The sequence below is a fragment of the Enterobacter sp. Bisph1 genome (assembly GCF_000814905.1).
Classification (GTDB): domain Bacteria; phylum Pseudomonadota; class Gammaproteobacteria; order Enterobacterales; family Enterobacteriaceae; genus Kosakonia.
The window spans coordinates 145,033-164,287 of the sequence record NZ_JXAG01000034.1 but is presented as its reverse complement, the minus strand read 5'-3'; the positions used below and the strand labels follow the sequence as shown (position 1 = coordinate 164,287).

Sequence of the window (19,255 nt, the reverse complement as noted above, 5' to 3'; positions counted from 1 at the left end):
AATAGTGAAAGGATGCGACAACACTAGCAAGTATGTGTACATTTGTACATAAAGCAGTGAGAGGATATATGGCACGTAGACCAAACGATCCGCAGCGGCGCGAACGTATCTTGCACGCGACGCTGGACACCATAGCCGCACACGGCATCCAGGCGGTGACGCACCGTAAAATCGCCAGCTGCGCGGATGTGCCGCTGGGGTCATTGACCTATTATTTTTCCGGCATTGACGCACTGCTGGCAGAGGCCTTTAGCCTGTTTACCTGCCAAATGTCGACGCAATACGCCGCGTTTTTTGAGGATGTCAACAGCCAGGCCGCCGCCTGTGATGCGGTCACCGAACTGATTTTTAGCGCTCAGATGACCACCGCACACAATATGGAATTGATGTATCAGCTGTACGCCTTTATGAGCCGCCAGCCGGTGCTAAAAAGCGTGATGCAAAACTGGATGCGCGCCAGCCAGACCACGCTTGAGCATTGGTTCGATCCGATAACGGCGCGCGCGCTGGATGCGTTTATCGAAGGAATGACGCTGCATTTTGTTGTCGACCGCGAGCCTCTGAGCCGCGATGCCATTCGCTTAATGGTGGGGCGAATTGCGGGGGTTTAAAAGGTATGCGCGGACGAAAAATGGTCCGGGGAAGAGTGATATTAAAAGCGACAGCCCGTCAGGACTTGTTCAATAACTAAGCAGGTTGAAAGTGATAGTGAATACCGTTATGTGGCTCCTCTCATCAGCAGCCCTGTTAACCTGGATTTTTGGCATAACTGTAAAGCGCTTTTTCGCCACCAATGCAAAGTATTTTGGCATTCTGCTGGTGGTGCATTTGGCGCTAAGTTTCACCGCCATCATGTTGAAAAAGCAGGGGGTAGTGGTTTTGCATAAAGGCGATAACCCGTTGCTGCGCGAGGTCGTTACGCTCTTTTTAAAAAGCTATATGGCGCTGGTAATGATTATTATGACCGGCTTTATGATTGCGCTGGTGCAACGTGGGGCGCAGCAGATGACCCGTTTTCATACCACCTCAAATGCCGCGAATCTGCATCGCCATCCGCTCAAATTCTATTTGCGACACGAATCCACGATTGTGCAAACCTACCGCCTTTTCTTTACCTTTGGCGGCGTGTATATCCTGTGGGCGCTATGGTTCAAAAAAGACTTTTAGGGCGACGTCGGTTGCGAGTGCGCGACCGAGGCTTTTTTGTCCATATCGACTGATATTTTATGGGCAGCATAAAAACAGAGCAGAATAATAAAGCAGTAACTTAATGTAAACAGTCGCGGGCTATTGACCACGGAAAATAGCGCGGCTTTATCTCGTTTTAAAATGAAATAGCACCAGACGTTAACAAAGACAAAAGCAATCAGCACCATCAGCACATAACTAATTTGCGCCACGCTTTTAAAGGTTATTTGCGGTTCTCTGTAAAAAAGAATGGCTATTGCCAGTAATGAGGTGGTGAGCAGTGCGGTAGATATCCCGCTTGACCACAGTAGCAGATCGCTTGTCACTTTTGGTAGTACAGCCCCCGCTTTTCCACGCCCGGTATGCACGCCCCATCTATCCGGTTTTGTAAATAGACCCGTTTTAGTTCCAGGCATTTTTTGAGATCCCGGCCAGATAACGTTGTTGGCGGTATTCCGCCAGTTTCAGCAGATAGGCGGTGCGCCGGTCACGGTCTGGCGTGAACTGCGTCGCTTGCGCCATCAGCGGCTGATAGCTAGCTGCTGCATGGATGCTGTATTAGCGGCAGATGTGGGCGACTAGGCGGCGTATAGCCAGTTGCAGGGCGGCGCACTGGTGAAGCGTCGCGATCTGGTTGTGCGACTCGCCTATGAAATCACGGAGCAGAGCAACGAGTATGCGGAGGATGTGCAGCGCGTCCAGGGTATCTACTTCCTATTAATTCCTGATTCCGAACTGTGCACGCGTCTTGTGAAATGGCAGAAGGTCGCGAAATTGGCTGAAGCGCCAGCGGAGGCGGGGTTTTCTCGCGCCGTTGGCGCGGCTTGGAATTCTGTCAATAACTGCATTGAAGGGGGAACCCGCAGACGATTAAAACTGGATCTCCATAGTCGCGGTTTTTCCGGTAGTGATGAGGACGTGGACATTTTAATGCGCGTTATTGGGCTGACTTATGGTCGAACATCACTAATTTTTCGCGGTGGTCATCTACGTGAACAGCGAAGCAAGCAGGAAAATGAAATCTGGCCGGGCTGGTCGTGAGCTGTATTAATGCCGATATTTTGTTGCAAGTCATTACCACACAACAAATAATAGTTTCATAATTTGTTACTGAATGTATATTGTCTGAATATACAGTTATTTTCCTTTAGGGGGAGCAGTGCAGGATTTGTTTGTTGAAACACTTACTACGCAACGCATTGGTTTACTTTTGAAATTGGTAGCCCTCAGCGATTGCACCGGCAGTGAAAAAGACCTGGCTTTTAGTTGGTTAACGGAACTGGCCCCTGATCTTGAAAACAGGCTGGAAAACTTCGAGTTAAAAAATCCCCCATTCAGAATACAACTCATGTGGTGGAAGGGGCTCTCAGTAAATCCTGCGGCATATGTTTGAACGGGTGACTATCATATTAATTACCATTTGAAATAGCCTGTCACCCGTATTAATTTGGGGGTTGGGTAAGCGTTTTTATTTCATTACTCTCAAGATAATATCGCTTGGGATGCCTTTTTCCTTCTCACAACCGAGAGAGATATAGATGGAATTTGTAAAATATCTACAACTTTTACCAATCTTTTTTTCTGCGATATTATGCTTTATTGGTATGAGAAAATGGCGGAATTATGAGGTTAATCGACCATTTGATAATTATTCAAAAAAGAGTTTATTTGCATATCAAATGCATGAGAAAACTGGTTGCGAAAATTATAAAAGATTAGGTGATGAATTTGGTGCAGCTTCCTTTACTGGTGATGTTTCGTTATCTTCTATACAAAGAAATCGTATTTTGACGGTTGCTGATCCAGTAAGAGCAATCCAATCGTTTAAAAGATGTAAGCAATTTATATCGGTAGAAGAGACAGGGATAACATTGTTTGAATGGAAAAACAAAAAATATAAGAGTAAAGGGTATCGGGATTTTTGGAAGATCACATGTTTTACGACGTATTTTGTGTCTATAATGCTCATCCCGATTGTTCCTTCTTACTTTGCTTTGTTTCAGCCTTCTGTTATGAAAGTGATAAGTAATTTACCTACTTATAAAGCGGTGTTACTGTGTACAATGTTAGTTTGTGATGCTTTATTTGTGGGTATTTTGGCTGGATTAAAAGGAGCGAAAATAATCGCCGCTGAAAAGCTGATAAACGATAATGTGAAAGCCAGAGACGTAATATTAAACGATATATTCGTTTGACTGGCTTAATTGATTACGCAATTGGAGTGGTTCTCAATATATCCAGCGCCATTTGTCTTTGCTCGGGTGACATGGTGTTAATTAGCGTCTGAATTAACATATCACCCGTTTTAGCGCTTGGGCTGAGTATGTGGGGGAACGTTAAATTCATAACAAATGTATGCCAACACTCCACATCTGAAAATACGCAGTAGATGTCCGAAATTTTGCGGTGTTTCCTGTTGGTTTTCTTGATTATTGCTTTCGCGGCGCATTCCGGGCATTCAATTTTAACACTTACAGGCGACGGATAAAACCACGATGCTGGGGACGGCCATACTGATGGCCGGACAAATTCAGAGCGTGGCCAGCGGCGATTTTGCGATGGCCACAGGCGGGAACTATCTGGCGAGCGTGAAGGGCGATGCGCAAACTGATATCACCGGGCAGCAGTCCACGAAAGTGGTGGGGAATATCCATGTTGAAACACTGGCCGCACTGACGGAAAAGATTGCCGCACACCGGCAGTCCATCGCTGCCAGCCAGCAGATCATCGACGGGACGGTGCATATCGGCAATGACAGTATGAATACCCTGTCCATGATGCTCGACACCATTGATTTACTGGCCGAACTGGCGCAGCAGTGCGCCGGGCATGCGCATCCCGATACCGGCACGCCCACCAACGCGAGCGATTTTACGCAGACGGCCACTAGGGCCGGGCAGACCCGGGGTAAATACCAGAATATTATCGCCTGCTGTCCATCCTACAGCCCGCACCCTGCGGGCATTTTTGTACCCGCAAACCAGACGCGCAGTTACGCGCTGTGGGCGCTCTGCCCCTTATCCCATCACCACGCAAGTCATCAAACAGATCGCGTCCGTCTTGCTTTGCTGGCGCAGCTACGTACAGACAAAATAAATGTGTTGCAGACAAAAGCGGCACTACACCGCACCCGCCTGCGGGTTTTGGATCGGGGAAATTTTTCAGTTTTATTTTTCTGCAAACCACACCGCCAAGGCGCGCCAGTGCTGGCCAGTTGCGGCTAAACCTAAACTGAAAAGATTGAAAAGGATATCAGTATTTTTCAGTTTTAATAATGGGTGGTGGTTTTTTTTGTTTTTAAGTAATTGTTTTTATGTTTTTTTTCTGTGTTGATTGATCTAACACCATATTGTTTAAAACGAGAACAATTGAAAATTCAGGCGTGGTAACATTTAAGTGGATGTAAAATGGTTATGATAGATTTGAAAAATCTGCCACAAGTATGTTTAAGTATTTCCAGCATTGGTTTTTCCACAGCCAAATAACGTTATGGCATAAGGCAATTAGATAGATATTTCATTCGGATATGAATGAGCTATGATTATGTGAATCAAAAGAAGTACCTATGCTTCCCTATTACCTATTCCAGATCCATTGATTCTTCCATTTTAATAATATTATGTGATGTGTTTTCAATTTCAGAAAAGTTTTGTGTGTAACCTATGAAATCTCTTGTTGGTTGAGTTGTCTTGATTAACTGTTTTTACAGGATTTTAATATGTCATATAAATTAACAGATTTAACAAGTGATCGCCGTTTAGCGCGACTTTTCTTATCAAAAAAACAACCTTGTGCACTTCAGCTTTGGGTGTTACAGATTAAAACTGAAGGGGAGGTTGAAAATCGCGTATTGTATGGGAGGTTATTGCCATATAGTTTTTCTAATAACAGTTGGTCATCTAGCGATAGAGATGAATCGCAATCATTTGGTTCCTTCAGAGCAAGTGTGACCAAGTTGAATTTATATATAGATAGCTCTCTTTGTTCTGATTTACTCAGAATGATATGCGAGGGGATGGATATTAATACTTTTAGTGGTTTGCTAAATTTAAATGTGCCAGCAAAGTTAAGTGAGAAATTTGGAAGTACAGTGATTAATGATCAGTGCGCAATTTTTCGACCTGTACGTTATCTTCTTAATCGTGATGCTAATAAGCATAATCAATTGCTTAGTCCTCATGCTAAAGCAGGTACTTTAAGCGCATCTATAATAAATAATAATAAGAAGTCATTGCTGTATTTTGCAGGAAACTATTATAAGGGTCTAACTTCAATGATAGTTAATCAACTAAATTCTGATACAGGAATGAATTTTGGAGAGAAAGACAATTCTAGGCTGGGGGATGTTGAATTATTGGTGTTTCCAGCACTTGATAATAATGAAAAGAATCTTTTGGTTGTTAGTCTCAATAAAATTGATGAGACGGTAAATGTCCGTTTTGATTCCTCGCAATTACCGAATTCTTGCGCTTATCAGTTTTTTTTGACTGTTGAGAATGATAATCAAATTATTTATTCTAAGGTAGCATTGGCAAAGTCTTTCTATAGTGGCATTTTTGAGTGTACATTTGTACTGGATGATAAAATATCTGAGATAGTAGATAGTGTGAGGGTTGATGTTTTTTATTTTCAAAAAAATAATTTAGCAAATGGTGAGTTATGTTGTAGTTGGAAGTGCAACTATATTCGTGAAGTTAATCTTCAAACACATGTTATAAGCAATAATACGAATTCAGTCAAATTTGACTGGCTTGAGAAAAATACTGCCCCTCAAATGGTTGAACGAGTCTCTCATGTTTTATCATTTTCAGCCAGAAATCATTTTTCACAAAGTAAAATCGGTGGCAGAACCATTGATAAATGGGTTCCAGAAAATAACTTTTTGAGTTCGCTGTTTACAAAGCTATATCCTCGTAAGTCAGATGGACGGTTTTTTCCTCGATTGGGACCAAGCAATGGTGAAGGAAGGTTGCAGTTTGTCGAATGGTTTAAAGAACTCGTTAGCAAACATAAACAACGGCATATCGCAATCTTTGACCCTTATTTTGAAGATGTTGGTTTGACCTTGCTATTACTTAATGCATTTCCCGGTTCCGAATATACAATCTTTAGAAGTATGCCAAAATTGATTGAAAAGGGGGTTCCTCAACGAAGAAAAACAGACGGTCTTATTAATAGGGGGGTTGATAATTTAATTGCTAATTGTAAACATAATGAAAGGATATTGCGCAGTAGTAACATCAAAATATATGGTATGAAAGATGGTCGTTTACATGATAGATACATTTTAGTTTTAGATAGCGGAGGACTACCTGTAGAAGGATTTCATCTTTCTAATTCGTTCCAAAAAGCAACCGCAAACAATCCGTTACTCATAACGCCTATACCTACTGATGTTCTATATCAAACGAACCAGTATGTATTTGACATTATACAAGAAGCGAATATATCTTCAGATGAAGAAAATAATGAGAAAAAAATATTTCTTCTATTCGATTCAAAAAACGCATCTAGCGAGAAAAAATTATATGAGCCTTTCGATATTTTGAATAAAGAGTCGGCCGGTACTGTATTGAGTGTCTGGCTTAAAGAACCATTATTGAAAGGATTGTGTGGGTTTAATTTAAAGTCCAAAATGAATGAGCTTGGATTAATTCAGGGTGAGTCTCTACATAATTTCTCAAAAAATGGATTATTTAACTGTCTTAATGAAATGGAGGGGGAGCTTTCTGATTTTATCGAAGCTTGGGAAATTATTGGAGATGTTTTAGCTCATACTGTTGTAGGTGATTCAAATATTGATGAAATTCAAGCTGAGAAGAAATTTTTGACATTTCTATTGTCCTTTTTGACCCGTTCATTTAAAAGAACTGCTGTGTTGGATGAACAAGAAATTACTGTAATCGATCCTTTTTATTTCAACATGTCGTTAGATAATTTTATTCATAGTTCGACTCAAACGCATCATTTCCATCATGCGATAAAACATAAGGTTATTACATGGTCTGAATTTTATGCTGTGAAATATTTGTGGCTATATTCTCCTGATTCACTGCTTGACTTGAGCGAAGCAGTGATAAAAGAGATTGGCGAGAAATACCAGCCTGAGCATGTCATAATATTATCTCTTTTGGAGCAGGTTGTTGGGGACATATCGTTAAGTATGGAGTTTAATTCCCTGTCAGGAGAGCAAATAGCAAGCTTAATGAAAAGCAATATAGCAATGATGAATTGGTTTGGCTGGAATGGTATTGAGAAAAAGCTTATTGCTGAGTCAAAATCTGGTATAGATATAGGAACCTTACCGTTTGGTAGTTTCTCGCAAAAAGTGCAGTTCCTTGGTTGGGTTATAAATCGTAATGCTAATGACGAGAGCAATAGCTCATTCTATAAAAATGCTTTAAATTTTTTGCATACAAAATTATTGCCTGAAAAATTATCGGGGTCTGATTTTGAATTATTGATTAATGCACTAAGGGGGCATATGCACCAATTAGGATGGGCAGAACCTTGGTTGTTCAGAGATATAGTTGAGCCCTTATTAAGGGAGCGTCGCGTTAGTTTTGAGGATGTGTCTAATGTTTGGTTTGCGGATTTTACTGACTTGTTAAATAAGAAAATGTCGAGCAATGCTGTTTTATTTTCCTCAGAAAGAGAAGGGGTAACTACTAATCTATGCTCGTATTTTTTTGCCAATAGTAATCCGGATTACCAAAAAAAATGTCTTAAAAAGATTACTCAAATATTAGTTAAACAGAAAGCAATTATTCAGCAACCATTAGCTAGTACCTCAAACTGGTCAAAGTGGGATGATGCCCTAACAATTTCGTTGTGGGTTCTGATTTTCGCGAAATTAGGTAAGTACTATCTTGAACGGAAGGAAGGAGCGACTTATCAACTATTAGAGTCTGTAGCGGAGTATTCTACTGCTCTAATTGGAGTTCGCAATAAAGATGAGTGGAGACATCACAATGAATTATTTTTATATAATGAAAAAGTTGGAGAGCTAGTTAACTCTAGAGCATGAGTACGATTCAACATATCGAGTTGAAACTGATGGTTTTGTTATGACATGACAGTTTCCGTCTGATTGAGGCTCGATTGTTTCTTTTCACACTTTAAAAACTTACATATTCTATCATGCCTAAGTTAATGGTTTGTTCCTGCGACCAAGGCATAACGACTAGGGTGCATGAATGGAAATTTATATGTATTTAGAGGCTTTTTGTTCTGCGATGTCGTTCATCACGGTGCACCAGCAGTTATGTATCGCTGGATAAAGGGTGGGAATAATCTTAAAACAAAAGAGGGGCTGGAAGTAAGAGACAAGTGTTTTGGTTAACCATTCATCTCCGCATACCTAGTGAGATGGATTTTATGGATGCTAAATTGATAGCGCAGGGGATAGTTCATGGCTTGGCCTCGATACCTCAAAGCCTCTATTTTTCTGGTGTGAGAACCCTTGAAGGCTCCGGCTTTTTAGGGCGAGATTTGAAAGCACGTAATGAATATGAAACAGAGCGATTCATGCGTGTCTTTAAAGGACTTATATCAAATGAAGAACCGATAAGGCAGTTGATTTCTATCGTCATCACTGAGTTCTATTCAAAATTAGATGAAAATGGGAAGAAAGCGATAAACGATAAAATGGGTTATTCCGATGCGAAACTGGGAAGTCGCACAGGAGCGTAATTTTATATTGCCAGACGATTATCAGATAAGATCGTAGCGCAAGTTCAAGCCTCTGCTTTAGGTGGCTATCTCTTACGTGGTGCTTCGACTCTCACATTCAATGTAATTATGATTCAGGGCAATATTGAAGAAGTGGCGAGGGCATCTCGCAGATTAGCGGCAAAATATACCCCCACTTATGTACAGGTTTCGCCAAAGAACCTTGATATGGTTTATTTTCTCGTTGAAAAGCCTCTTGAACCATACCTCGCATACATTCACAGTCACCCAATGCAGTGTAAAGGGATACAGGATGAAATCTGCAAAATCCTCACAAAATAGCGTTTCTGAAAAAATATGGATACATGCAGTCAACATGTTAGATGCCCTGGGTACGGGGATCTTATCTATCGCAGCTTTTGCTTGCCTTGTTGTTCTTGATGGCTGAGTTCTTAAGTTGGGCGGGTTTTTAGGCTGCTTTGCATTGATTTGCCTTATTATCTATCTATCGGAGAAATTAAAAGGCAAGGGTAAGTAATTTTTATGTCGCCATTTTGTCGCCAACTATAAATTTCATGATGCAACTTATTGATTTTCAACTAAATAAAATCAAGACAACAAAAAACCCATCAACCTTGAACCTAAGCGGCGGGGTTGATGGGCTCCACAAAATGGGGACATCAAAGAAAAGCAGTGGCACTAGTTATGACTGACGCCCCAATAAAAAGTTCTCTGCATATCTGAAATAATTTCAACTTCAGACTTATCCGAGTCCCGGCCAGATAATGATGATTAGTGTCCCTGCCAACGTCAGCAGAACGTTAGCGATAGCGTAAGTGCCCGCATAGCCCAGCGCCGGGATATTGCTGCGCGCCGTATCGCTAATAATCTCCATCGCCGGAGCGCAGGTGCGGGCACCCATCATCGCGCCGAACAGCAGGGCGCGGTTCATTTTCAGCACGTAGGCACCAAACAAGAAACAGATTAATACCGGCACCAGGCTAACGATAAGGCCAGCGATCAGCATCTGGCCACCGACAGCGCCAAGACCATTGCTGATGCCGCTCCCGGCGCTTAGGCCGACGCCCGCCATAAATACCATCAGGCCAAACTCCTTCACCATCATCAGCGCACCCTGCGGGATATAACCGAAAGTGGGGTGGTTGGCGCGCAGGAAGCCGAGCATGATCCCGGCGAACAGCAGACCGGCGGCATTACCGACGCCAAAACTGAAGGAGCTGAACTGGAAGGTGATCATACCGATCATCAGACCGACAATAAAAAATGCGCAGAAGGCGAGCAGGTCGGTAACCTGGCTGTGAATCGAGATAAAGCCAATGCGGTCGGCGATGGTTTTCACGCGGCGCGCATCACCGCTGACCTGCAACACATCGCCTTTGTTCAGCACAATGTTGTCATCGATGGGCATTTCGATCTGGCTGCGGATCACGCGGTTTAAGAAGCAGCCGTGGTCGGTGAGCTTTAACTGCGCCAGACGGCGTCCGACAACGTTGTGGTTTTTCACCACCACTTCTTCCGTAACGATACGCATATCAAGCAGATCGCGGTCGAACACCTCTTTACCGTTGCGAAAGCTCGGATCGAGGCGCGCGTGCGCATCCGGATAACCCACCAGCGAAATCTCATCGCCCATCTGCAGCACGGCGTCGCCGTCGGGGCTGGCGAGAATGCCGTTGCGACGAATACGTTCGATATAGCATCCGGTCTGGCGATAGATACCCAGCTCGCGCAGATTTTTGCCATCGGCCCACGCGACCAGTTCCGGCCCAACGCGATAAGCGCGGATCACCGGCAGATAAACTTTGCGATGCGCATCGGTATCCAGACCGCGTTCGCGGGCGATCTGTTGGGCGCTGGTCTGCAAATCCTGATGCTGCAATTTGGGTAAATAACGCGCACCAAAAATCAAACTCACCAGACCAATCAGGTAGGTCAGGGCATAACCGAGGCTTAAATTATGCAGCGCGCTGGCGAGTTGCCCGCTCTCCATTCCTGAGTGGCGCAGCGTATCACCCGCGCCAACCAGTACCGGCGTCGAAGTCATCGATCCCGCCAGCATCCCCGCCGTCAGACCAATATCCCAACCAAACAGTTTGCCAAGGCCTAACGCTATCAACAGGGCGCTGCCGACTAATACCAGCGCCAGCATCAGATAATTCTTACCATCGCGAAAAAATATTGAGAAAAAGTTAGGTCCTGCTTCAACGCCGACACAAAAAATAAACAGCATAAAGCCGAGATTAAGTGCATCCGTGTTAATGCTGAAATGCTGCTGCCCTAATAATAAAGAAACGACTAAAACGCCAATGGAATTACCGAGTTGTACTGAACCCAGGCGTAATTTACCCAGACATAGTCCGAGCGCCAGTACGACAAACAATAACAGTATGTAATTCCCGTTTAACAAATCTGCGACGTTTATATTCACGAAGGCTAACTTCTTGTTTACTTGTAAGCTGTTGAAAGAAATGGTTATTTGGGCTAATGTTTTGTACATGCGCCGGCGTCGGAAAAAAAGCCGCGCGACACCAGCCGCTCCCCACAAAACAAAAAACTGGCCGCTAGTTTAATCGCATTAGATTACAACGGCTAGTGACAAGTGCGTATTTAGGTGGGGGCTTTTCTGGCAAGGATTGCCGCAACGCTTTATCTGTCCGGACATTCTTTTGAACTTGTTGTGAGTGCGATAAGAGAAAAAGTCAGGAGGCGTGTTTGAAGAACAGGCGAAGTTGGGTCGGCGTTATTTGCTGCGCTTTACTCTTTATTGTGGTTTGTTTCATGCTGGCGGTAAATATGAACGGCGCACTACCCGTGTCCGGTAATCCTGAATTAGGCTTGCTGCTGTTTACCGTTCCCGGTGTCGTCGGCGCGTCGGTCGTTCGTCGTCGCAAAGCCATCGTTCCGCTTTTAGGTGCCGGGCTTGCGACACCGCTCTGCTATTTGCTGATTCATATGCATCTCAACACGGTCGACTCTTACTGGCAGATAGGTGCGTGGCTGTTAAGCGCCATTTTTTGGTGCGGCTTCGGCGGGCTGCTGTATCTGTTCGTGCGCCGCCTGGTGCGGCATAAAAAGTAACACGCCCTTCTCGAGGGCGTAACACTCTGTTATGCAATCAGACCGCGCTCTTTCACCAGCGCTTCAAAATCGGTGCAGCCGCCAATATGTTGCAGATCGAGAAAAATCTGCGGCACCGTTGCAACGGGTTTACCGATGGTTTTCTCCAGATCGGCTTTAGTAATACCTTCCGACTGAATATCGACATAACGATAGTTAAAATCTTCACGCTCGGCGGTGAGTTTTTCTGCCAGCGCTTTCGCACGTACGCAGTACGGACAGCCGGGACGACCGAAAATAACAGCTAACATGCTCTCTCCCAAATGTGATGGAAACTTTCGGTTATCCTGAGCGCCGACGCAGGAATTGGAAAGCAGGTTGTGCCTGTTGCATCAATTTTTGTAACCTTTCAGGGCAAGTTCCGAATACTGCGGGCAGGTAAGCTTCGCCTATACTGTGGGTCTTGTTTCTTCGGGAGATGATTGATGACACCGACTATTGAATTGCTTTGCGCTCACCGCTCTATTCGCCACTTTACTAATGAACCGATCACCCAGGCCCAGCGCGAGGCGATTATCGCCAGCGCGCAGGCGACCTCCAGCTCCAGCTTTTTGCAATGCAGCTCGATTATCCGCATAACGGATCCGGCTCTGCGTCAACAATTTGTCACCCTTACCGGCGGGCAACAGCATGTGGCGCAGGCTGCGGAGTTTTGGGTTTTCTGCGCGGATTTCCAGCGTAACTTCCAGATTTGCCCCGAGGCGAATCCCGGTCTTGCAGAACAGCTGCTGCTCGGGGTGGTGGATACCGCGCTGATGGCGCAAAACGCCTTTACCGCGGCGGAATCGCTGGGTCTTGGTGGCGTCTATATCGGCGGGATCCGTAACAGCATTGAAGCCGTCGGCGAGCTGTTGCAGGTGCCCAAACATGTGCTGCCGCTGTTTGGTCTATGCCTGGGTTGGCCTGCGGATACGCCGGATAAAAAACCGCGTCTGCCGGCAGAAATCCTTGTGCATGAAAACCGCTACCAGCCGCTGGATGAAAACGCGCTGGCAAAATATGACGAAGAGATAGCCCACTACTATCTGACCCGCGACAGCAATACGCGGCGCGATACCTGGAGCGATCATATTCGCCGCACCATTATCAAAGAGAGTCGACCGTTTATTCTCGACTATTTGCATAAACAAGGCTGGGCAACACGCTAATTCCCGTTCATCCTGCACCCTGGCGCGTGTATGATACGCCAGCTTTGTCAGGTCTTTTTTGAGAGGTGCAGGGTGAAAATAGCCATATTGTCCCGGGATGGAACGCTCTATTCCTGTAAACGCCTGCGCGAAGCAGCGATGCAGCGCGGTCATCTTGTTGAGATCCTCGACCCGCTGTCCTGTTATATGAATATCAGCCCGGCGGCTTCGTCCATTCATTACAAAGGCCGCCAGTTGCCTTATTTTGACGCGGTGATCCCGCGTATTGGCTCGGCGATCACCTTCTACGGCACCGCCGCCCTGCGCCAGTTCGAAATCCTCGGCAGTTATCCCCTTAATGAATCGGTGGCAATTACCCGCGCCCGCGACAAGCTGCGTTCATTACAGCTGCTGGCGCGTCAGGGCATCGATCTGCCGGTTACCGGCATTGCTCATTCCCCGGACGATACCAGCGATCTGATTGATATGGTCGGCGGCGCGCCGCTGGTGGTGAAACTGGTTGAAGGAACGCAGGGCATCGGCGTGGTGCTGGCGGAAACGCGACAGGCGGCGGAGAGCGTAATTGACGCGTTTCGCGGCCTTAACGCGCATATCCTGGTACAGGAGTTTATTGCCGAAGCGAAAGGAACCGATGTGCGCTGCCTGGTGGTTGGCAATGAAGTGGTGGCCGCCATTGAACGGCGAGCGAAAGAGGGGGATTTTCGCTCCAATTTGCACCGCGGCGGAAAGGCGCTGGTGGCGCATATCACCGAGCGCGAGCGCGATATTGCGCTGGCCGCCGCACAAACTCTGGGGCTGGATGTGGCCGGCGTCGATATTCTGCGCGCCGAGCGCGGGCCGCTGGTGATGGAAGTTAACGCATCGCCGGGGCTGGAAGGGATTGAAAATGCCACCGGTATCGATATTGCCGGTCGAATGATCCAGTGGATTGAGCGCCAGGCGACCCCAGGTTTTTGCCTTAAAACCGGCGGTTAAAAGGAATTTCCTGCGTAATAAATGGTACGGGCCTGGCTTTTTGCGTAAGCTATGGGCACTTTTTTTCGCTAAGAGAGCATTGCCTTATGGATTCACTCGTCATTCCTGGTCTGGACACGCTTCGTCACTGGCTGGATGAGCTGGGTATCAACTTTTTCGAGTGCGATAACTGCCAGGCGCTGCACTTGCCGCACATGCAAAATTTTGAAGGCGTGTTTGATGCGAAAGTCGACCTTGTAACTGACGTGGTGCTGTTTACCGCAATGGCTGAGGTGAAACCTTCCGCACTGCTGGCGCTGGCCGCCGACCTTTCTGCTATTAACGCCAGTTCTTTAACGGTAAAAGCGTTTATCGATATTCAGGACGATAACCTGCCAAAGCTGGTAGTTTGCCAGTCTTTATCCATTGGACCGGGGATCGCAGCGGAACAGTTCGCCTGGTTTATGCGCCAGAGCGAAGAGCAAATCTCAATGGTCATTATGGAAGCCAATGCCCATCAGCTGCTGTTTTCGCCAGGCGAAGAAGAGGTGATGGTGAGTGAAGAGACGCACAATTTTCTCCACTGATACGCCGCTGCATTAGCGCAGTCGCTGCCATAGCGGCTGCAGAATAAATGTTTTTATGCTGCCTTTAACCTTTCCTTAAAGAATTATTCACCGCATTTCCTCCCCTGACGGCTTATCAGATAGACATTTTTTGCATAAAAAATTGATAAAAGACGGTTTTTAATCTGTCCTATAGCCTCAAACCCTGGCTACAGTTATTCTTGCGCTGCTTAAAAACAGCCTGCGGTGTCTGCCGGAAGCGTTTTCTCCTCCGAAGCTGTTCAGAGTGACAAAATATGCATGATTCTTGCATATCTTATAATGCGTACATTTGGTTCGTATGTTAACGAGCTTTCCAGAAGGAATGAGATATGACCGCCTTGAGTAAAAAATGGGTATCGGGTCTTGTCGCGGGTGCGTTGATGGCCGTCTCTGCCAGCACGCTCGCAGCCGAACAAAAGACACTGCATGTTTATAACTGGTCTGATTATATTGCGCCGGACACCGTCGCGAATTTTGAAAAAGAGACAGGCATTAAAGTCGTTTACGACGTCTTTGATTCTAATGAAGTGCTGGAAGGTAAACTGATGGCGGGCAGTACCGGTTTCGACCTGGTTGTTCCGTCCGCAAGCTTCCTTGAACGCCAGCTTGCCGCCGGGGTATTCCAGCCTTTGGATAAGAGCAAACTGCCGAACTGGAAAAATCTCGATCCGGAAGTGCTGAAGATGGTTGCTAAGCACGATCCGGATAACAAATACGCGTTCCCGTACCTGTGGGCAACAACCGGTATCGGCTATAACGTCGACAAAGTGAAAGCCGCTCTCGGTAAAGACGCGCCGGTGAACAGCTGGGATCTGGTGCTGAAACCGGAAAACCTGGAAAAACTTAAAAGCTGCGGCGTTTCGTTCCTTGATGCCCCGGAAGAGGTGTTTGCCACCGTACTGAACTACCTCGGCAAAGATCCGAACAGCAGTAAAGCGGATGATTACAGCGTGGCCGCAACCGACCTGCTGTTAAAACTGCGTCCGAACATTCGTTATTTCCACTCTTCGCAATACATCAATGACCTGGCGAATGGCGACATCTGTGTGGCAATCGGCTGGGCAGGGGATGTCTGGCAGGCGGCAAACCGTGCGAAAGAAGCGAAGAACGGCGTGAATGTTAGCTACACCATTCCGAAAGAGGGTGCGCTGGCGTTCTTCGATGTCTTTGCCATGCCGGCGGACGCCAAAAACAAAGATGAGGCTTATCAATTCCTCAACTACCTGATGCGCCCGGATGTGATTGCCCATATCAGCGATCACGTATTCTACGCGAACGGTAATAAAGCCTCGGTACCGCTGATCAGCGCAGAAGTGCGTGATAACCCGGCTATCTTCCCGCCGCCGGATGTCTTCGCCAAACTGTTTACCCTGAAAGTTCAGGATCCGAAAATCGACCGCGTCAGAACCCGCGCGTGGACGAAAGTAAAAAGCGGCAAATAATTCAATCACCTGACAGGTGAGAAGGCTGCACCGTAGCGGTGCGCTTGCCCCAAAAATGGACAGAGGCGATAAACCTCTGTCCAGTCATTTGTACGACAACCCGTTGAATCAGGTTGCTGTTTTGCCGGAGAGCACTTGAGTGAATGACGCTATTCCCCGCCCACAGGCGAAGAGCCGCAAGGATCTGACGCCGCTGTTGGAAATTCGTAACCTGACCAAATCCTTTGACGGTCAGCACGCCGTTGATGATGTCAGCCTGACCATTTATAAAGGTGAAATTTTTGCCCTGCTTGGCGCGTCCGGCTGCGGTAAATCTACCTTGCTGCGCATGCTTGCTGGCTTTGAGCAGCCCACCCACGGGCAAATCATGCTCGATGGCGTTGACCTGGCGCACGTCCCGCCTTATCTGCGCCCCATCAATATGATGTTCCAGTCTTATGCCCTATTTCCCCATATGACGGTAGAGCAGAACATTGCCTTTGGTTTGAAGCAGGACAAATTACCGAAAGCGGAGATCGCCAGCCGCGTAGCGGAGATGCTGCACCTGGTGCATATGAGTGAATTCGCCAAACGCAAACCGCATCAGCTTTCCGGCGGTCAGCGTCAACGCGTGGCGCTGGCGCGCAGCCTGGCGAAACGGCCGAAGCTGCTGCTGCTGGATGAGCCGATGGGCGCGCTGGATAAAAAGCTGCGCGACCGTATGCAGCTCGAAGTGGTGGATATTCTTGAGCGCGTGGGCGTTACCTGCGTTATGGTCACCCACGACCAGGAAGAGGCGATGACCATGGCCGGGCGTATCGCCATTATGAATCGCGGTAAGTTTGTGCAGATAGGCGAACCGGAAGAGATTTACGAGCATCCGACCACGCGTTACAGCGCCGAGTTTATCGGTTCGGTAAATGTGTTCGAAGGCCTGCTAAAAGAGCGTCAGGAGGACGGTCTGGTTATCGACTCGCCGGGCCTCGTGCATCCGTTAAAAGTGGATGCCGATGCGTCGGTGGTGGATAACGTGCCGGTGTATGTGGCGCTGCGCCCGGAAAAAATCATGCTCTGCGAAGAACCGCCCGCCGATGGCTACAACTTTGCGGTCGGGGAAGTGGTGCATATTGCCTATCTCGGCGACCTCTCTATTTATCACGTGCGTTTGCAAAGTGGGCAGATGATCAGCGCCCAGCTGCAAAACGCGCATCGCTATCGTAAAGGCACACCAACCTGGGGCGATGAAGTGCGTCTCTGCTGGGATGCGGACAGTTGTGTGGTGCTGACGGTTTAAGGAGCGGCGATGAGTACACTTGAGCCACCGGCCCGCGGCGAAAAACCGGGCGGTTTTAACTTATGGCTGGCGCAGATGCAGATGCGCCACGGGCGCAAGCTGGTGATTGCGCTGCCCTATATCTGGCTGACGCTGCTGTTTTTGTTGCCGTTTTTGATTGTGTTCAAAATCAGCCTGGCGGAAATGGCGCGGCAAATCCCGCCCTACACGGATCTTATTGAGTGGGCAGACAGCCAGCTGACCCTAACGCTCAATATTGGCAACTTCCTGCAACTGACTGACGATCCGCTCTATTTTGAAGCCTATCTGCAGTCGTTACAGGTGGCGGCGGTGTCGACAATCTGCTGTCTGCTGCTGGGCTATCCGCTGGCCTGGGCGGTGGCGCACAGTAAATCGTCAACGCGAAATATTCTGCTGCTGTTGGTCATTTTGCCGTCGTGGACCTCGTTTCTGATCCGCGTGTATGCGTGGATGGGGATTTTAAAAAGCAACGGCGTGCTGAATAACTTTCTGATGTGGCTCGGCGTAATCGATCAGCCGCTGGCGATTTTACATACCAATCTGGCGGTATACATCGGTATTGTTTATGCCTATCTGCCGTTTATGGTGCTGCCGATTTACACCGCCCTGACGCGGATCGATTATTCGCTGGTGGAAGCCTCGCTGGATCTTGGCGCGCGGCCGCTGAAAACCTTTTTCAGCGTTATTGTCCCGCTGACCAAAGGCGGCATTATCGCCGGTTCGATGCTGGTATTTATCCCGGCGGTGGGAGAGTTTGTTATCCCGGAACTGCTCGGTGGGCCGGACAGCATTATGATTGGTCGCGTGCTGTGGCAGGAGTTCTTTAATAACCGCGACTGGCCGGTGGCGTCGGCGGTGGCGGTAATTATGCTGCTGTTGCTGATTGTACCGATCATGTGGTTCCACAAACATCAGCAGAAACAGGGGGAGGATAACGCATGAGCAACTTACCGGTAGTGCGCTCGCCGTGGCGGATTCTGATCCTCGTGCTCGGCTTTACCTTCCTCTATGCGCCAATGCTGATGCTGGTGGTTTACTCCTTTAACAGCTCAAGGCTGGTAACGGTGTGGGCGGGCTGGTCGACGCGCTGGTACGGCGAACTGTTCCGTGACGACGCCATGATGAGCGCCGTGGGACTCAGCCTGACGATTGCCGCCTGTGCGGCGACGATGGCGGCGGTGCTGGGCACCATCGCGGCGGTGGTAATGGTGCGCTTTGGCCGCTTCCGTGGCTCCAGTGGTTTTGCTTTTATGATTACCGCACCGCTAGTGATGCCGGATGTGATCACCGGGCTGTCTCTGCTGCTGCTGTTTGTCGCCCTCGGTCATGCTATTGGCTGGCCAGCGGATCGCGGCATGCTGACCATCTGGCTGGCCCATGTCACCTTCTGTACGGCTTATGTCGCGGTGGTTATCTCGTCCCGGCTGCGCGAGCTCGATCGTTCCATCGAAGAGGCGGCAATGGATCTTGGCGCGACGCCGCTGAAAGTGTTCTTTGTCATTACCTTGCCGATGATTATGCCAGCGATTGTTTCCGGCTGGCTGCTGGCCTTTACCCTGTCGCTGGATGACCTGGTGATCGCCAGCTTTGTCTCCGGGCCAGGTGCGACGACCTTGCCGATGCTGGTCTTCTCCAGCGTGCGTATGGGGGTTAACCCGGAAATTAACGCACTGGCGACGCTGATCCTTGGCGTGGTGGGGATTGTCGGTTTTATCGCCTGGTATTTAATGGCGCGGGCGGAAAAACAGCGGATCCGCGATATCCAGCGTGCAAGACAGAGCTGAAGTTATTAGAATCGTGAAATTGTGTTGC

Annotated in this window: 19 protein-coding genes and 2 pseudogenes; 17 read left to right on the top strand and 4 right to left on the bottom strand. The window is 47.6% G+C overall.

The genetic code is table 11. The features are described from left to right. The first annotated feature begins 68 nt into the window (after positions 1–68). Positions 69–611 carry a TetR/AcrR family transcriptional regulator gene (locus RW65_RS09160; protein ID WP_039056414.1) on the top strand — a complete coding sequence of 181 codons (543 nt, stop codon included), beginning with the start codon at positions 69–71 and terminating at the stop codon, positions 609–611. 97 nt (positions 612–708) lie between these two features. Beyond that, a complete protein-coding gene (locus tag RW65_RS09155) occupies positions 709–1,167 on the top strand; it encodes a hypothetical protein (protein ID WP_231564376.1) in 459 nt (152 codons plus the stop codon). On the opposite strand, the gene RW65_RS09150 is transcribed toward RW65_RS09155, so the two are convergent. Continuing rightward, positions 1,164–1,604, bottom strand: coding sequence for a hypothetical protein (locus RW65_RS09150; RefSeq protein ID WP_156123985.1), 441 nt, complete (start codon positions 1,602–1,604; stop codon positions 1,164–1,166). The genes RW65_RS09155 and RW65_RS09150 overlap by 4 nt on opposite strands. A gap of 40 nt (positions 1,605–1,644) precedes the next feature. Here RW65_RS09150 and RW65_RS09145 point away from each other — a divergent pair. The 3 genes and pseudogenes from RW65_RS09145 to RW65_RS22620 all read left to right on the top strand — a co-directional run. Beyond that, a pseudogene (locus tag RW65_RS09145) lies at positions 1,645–2,229 on the top strand (replication endonuclease); the annotation flags it as partial. A 118-nt stretch (positions 2,230–2,347) separates the two neighbouring features. Then, the gene (locus tag RW65_RS22380) at positions 2,348–2,581 is read left to right on the top strand and encodes a hypothetical protein (RefSeq protein WP_082022424.1); all 234 of its coding nucleotides are present in this window, start codon (positions 2,348–2,350) and stop codon (positions 2,579–2,581) included. A gap of 145 nt (positions 2,582–2,726) precedes the next feature. Further along, a complete protein-coding gene (locus RW65_RS22620) occupies positions 2,727–3,383 on the top strand; it encodes a hypothetical protein (protein ID WP_156123984.1) in 657 nt (218 codons plus the stop codon). Between the two features lie 13 nt (positions 3,384–3,396). Here RW65_RS22620 and RW65_RS21825 read toward each other — a convergent pair whose 3' ends face one another. Further along, positions 3,397–3,651 carry an Ogr/Delta-like zinc finger protein gene (locus RW65_RS21825; protein ID WP_072037737.1) on the bottom strand — a complete coding sequence of 85 codons (255 nt, stop codon included), beginning with the start codon at positions 3,649–3,651 and terminating at the stop codon, positions 3,397–3,399. Between the two features lie 8 nt (positions 3,652–3,659). On the opposite strand from RW65_RS21825, the pseudogene RW65_RS23215 reads away from it, so the two are divergent. The 4 genes and pseudogenes from RW65_RS23215 to RW65_RS23160 all read left to right on the top strand — a co-directional run. Then, a pseudogene (locus tag RW65_RS23215) lies at positions 3,660–4,118 on the top strand (hypothetical protein); the annotation flags it as partial. 788 nt (positions 4,119–4,906) lie between these two features. Continuing rightward, positions 4,907–8,215 (top strand): VPA1262 family protein, encoded by a 3,309-nt coding sequence (locus RW65_RS09130; protein WP_039056410.1) that lies wholly within the window; start codon positions 4,907–4,909, stop codon positions 8,213–8,215. A 350-nt stretch (positions 8,216–8,565) separates the two neighbouring features. After that, positions 8,566–8,880 (top strand): hypothetical protein, encoded by a 315-nt coding sequence (locus RW65_RS21810; protein WP_156123982.1) that lies wholly within the window; start codon positions 8,566–8,568, stop codon positions 8,878–8,880. A 292-nt stretch (positions 8,881–9,172) separates the two neighbouring features. Further along, entirely contained in the window at positions 9,173–9,307 is a 135-nt protein-coding gene (locus RW65_RS23160) for a hypothetical protein (RefSeq protein ID WP_286133803.1), read from the top strand. Positions 9,308–9,622: 315 nt separating this feature from the next. Here RW65_RS23160 and RW65_RS09120 read toward each other — a convergent pair whose 3' ends face one another. After that, entirely contained in the window at positions 9,623–11,308 is a 1,686-nt protein-coding gene (locus RW65_RS09120; protein ID WP_039056444.1) for an aspartate:alanine antiporter, read from the bottom strand. 284 nt (positions 11,309–11,592) lie between these two features. Between RW65_RS09120 and ybjM the strand changes: the two genes are divergently transcribed. Beyond that, on the top strand, positions 11,593–11,958 hold the full coding sequence (gene ybjM, locus RW65_RS09115; RefSeq protein ID WP_039056409.1) for an inner membrane protein YbjM: 366 nt from the start codon (positions 11,593–11,595) through the stop codon (positions 11,956–11,958). Between the two features lie 29 nt (positions 11,959–11,987). Here ybjM and RW65_RS09110 read toward each other — a convergent pair whose 3' ends face one another. Further along, positions 11,988–12,248, bottom strand: coding sequence for a GrxA family glutaredoxin (locus RW65_RS09110; RefSeq protein ID WP_039056408.1), 261 nt, complete (start codon positions 12,246–12,248; stop codon positions 11,988–11,990). Positions 12,249–12,422: 174 nt separating this feature from the next. Between RW65_RS09110 and nfsA the strand changes: the two genes are divergently transcribed. The 7 genes from nfsA (at position 12,423) to potI (ending at position 19,227) form a co-directional block, all read left to right on the top strand. Then, positions 12,423–13,145 carry an oxygen-insensitive NADPH nitroreductase gene (nfsA, locus tag RW65_RS09105; RefSeq protein ID WP_039056407.1) on the top strand — a complete coding sequence of 241 codons (723 nt, stop codon included), beginning with the start codon at positions 12,423–12,425 and terminating at the stop codon, positions 13,143–13,145. Positions 13,146–13,217: 72 nt separating this feature from the next. Continuing rightward, a complete protein-coding gene (rimK, locus tag RW65_RS09100) occupies positions 13,218–14,120 on the top strand; it encodes a 30S ribosomal protein S6--L-glutamate ligase (protein WP_039056406.1) in 903 nt (300 codons plus the stop codon). Positions 14,121–14,206: 86 nt separating this feature from the next. After that, complete coding sequence (locus tag RW65_RS09095) at positions 14,207–14,686, top strand: type III secretion system chaperone family protein (RefSeq protein ID WP_039056405.1); 480 nt, start codon at positions 14,207–14,209, stop codon at positions 14,684–14,686. A 350-nt stretch (positions 14,687–15,036) separates the two neighbouring features. Next, a complete protein-coding gene (gene potF, locus RW65_RS09090) occupies positions 15,037–16,149 on the top strand; it encodes a spermidine/putrescine ABC transporter substrate-binding protein PotF (RefSeq protein WP_039056404.1) in 1,113 nt (370 codons plus the stop codon). A gap of 139 nt (positions 16,150–16,288) precedes the next feature. Next, a complete protein-coding gene (potG, locus tag RW65_RS09085; protein ID WP_039056403.1) occupies positions 16,289–17,422 on the top strand; it encodes a putrescine ABC transporter ATP-binding subunit PotG in 1,134 nt (377 codons plus the stop codon). A 9-nt stretch (positions 17,423–17,431) separates the two neighbouring features. After that, positions 17,432–18,385, top strand: coding sequence for a putrescine ABC transporter permease PotH (gene potH, locus RW65_RS09080; RefSeq protein ID WP_039056402.1), 954 nt, complete (start codon positions 17,432–17,434; stop codon positions 18,383–18,385). Continuing rightward, positions 18,382–19,227 carry a putrescine ABC transporter permease PotI gene (potI, locus tag RW65_RS09075; RefSeq protein ID WP_039056401.1) on the top strand — a complete coding sequence of 282 codons (846 nt, stop codon included), beginning with the start codon at positions 18,382–18,384 and terminating at the stop codon, positions 19,225–19,227. Before potH ends, potI begins: the two co-directional genes overlap by 4 nt. Positions 19,228–19,255: the final 28 nt, after the last annotated feature.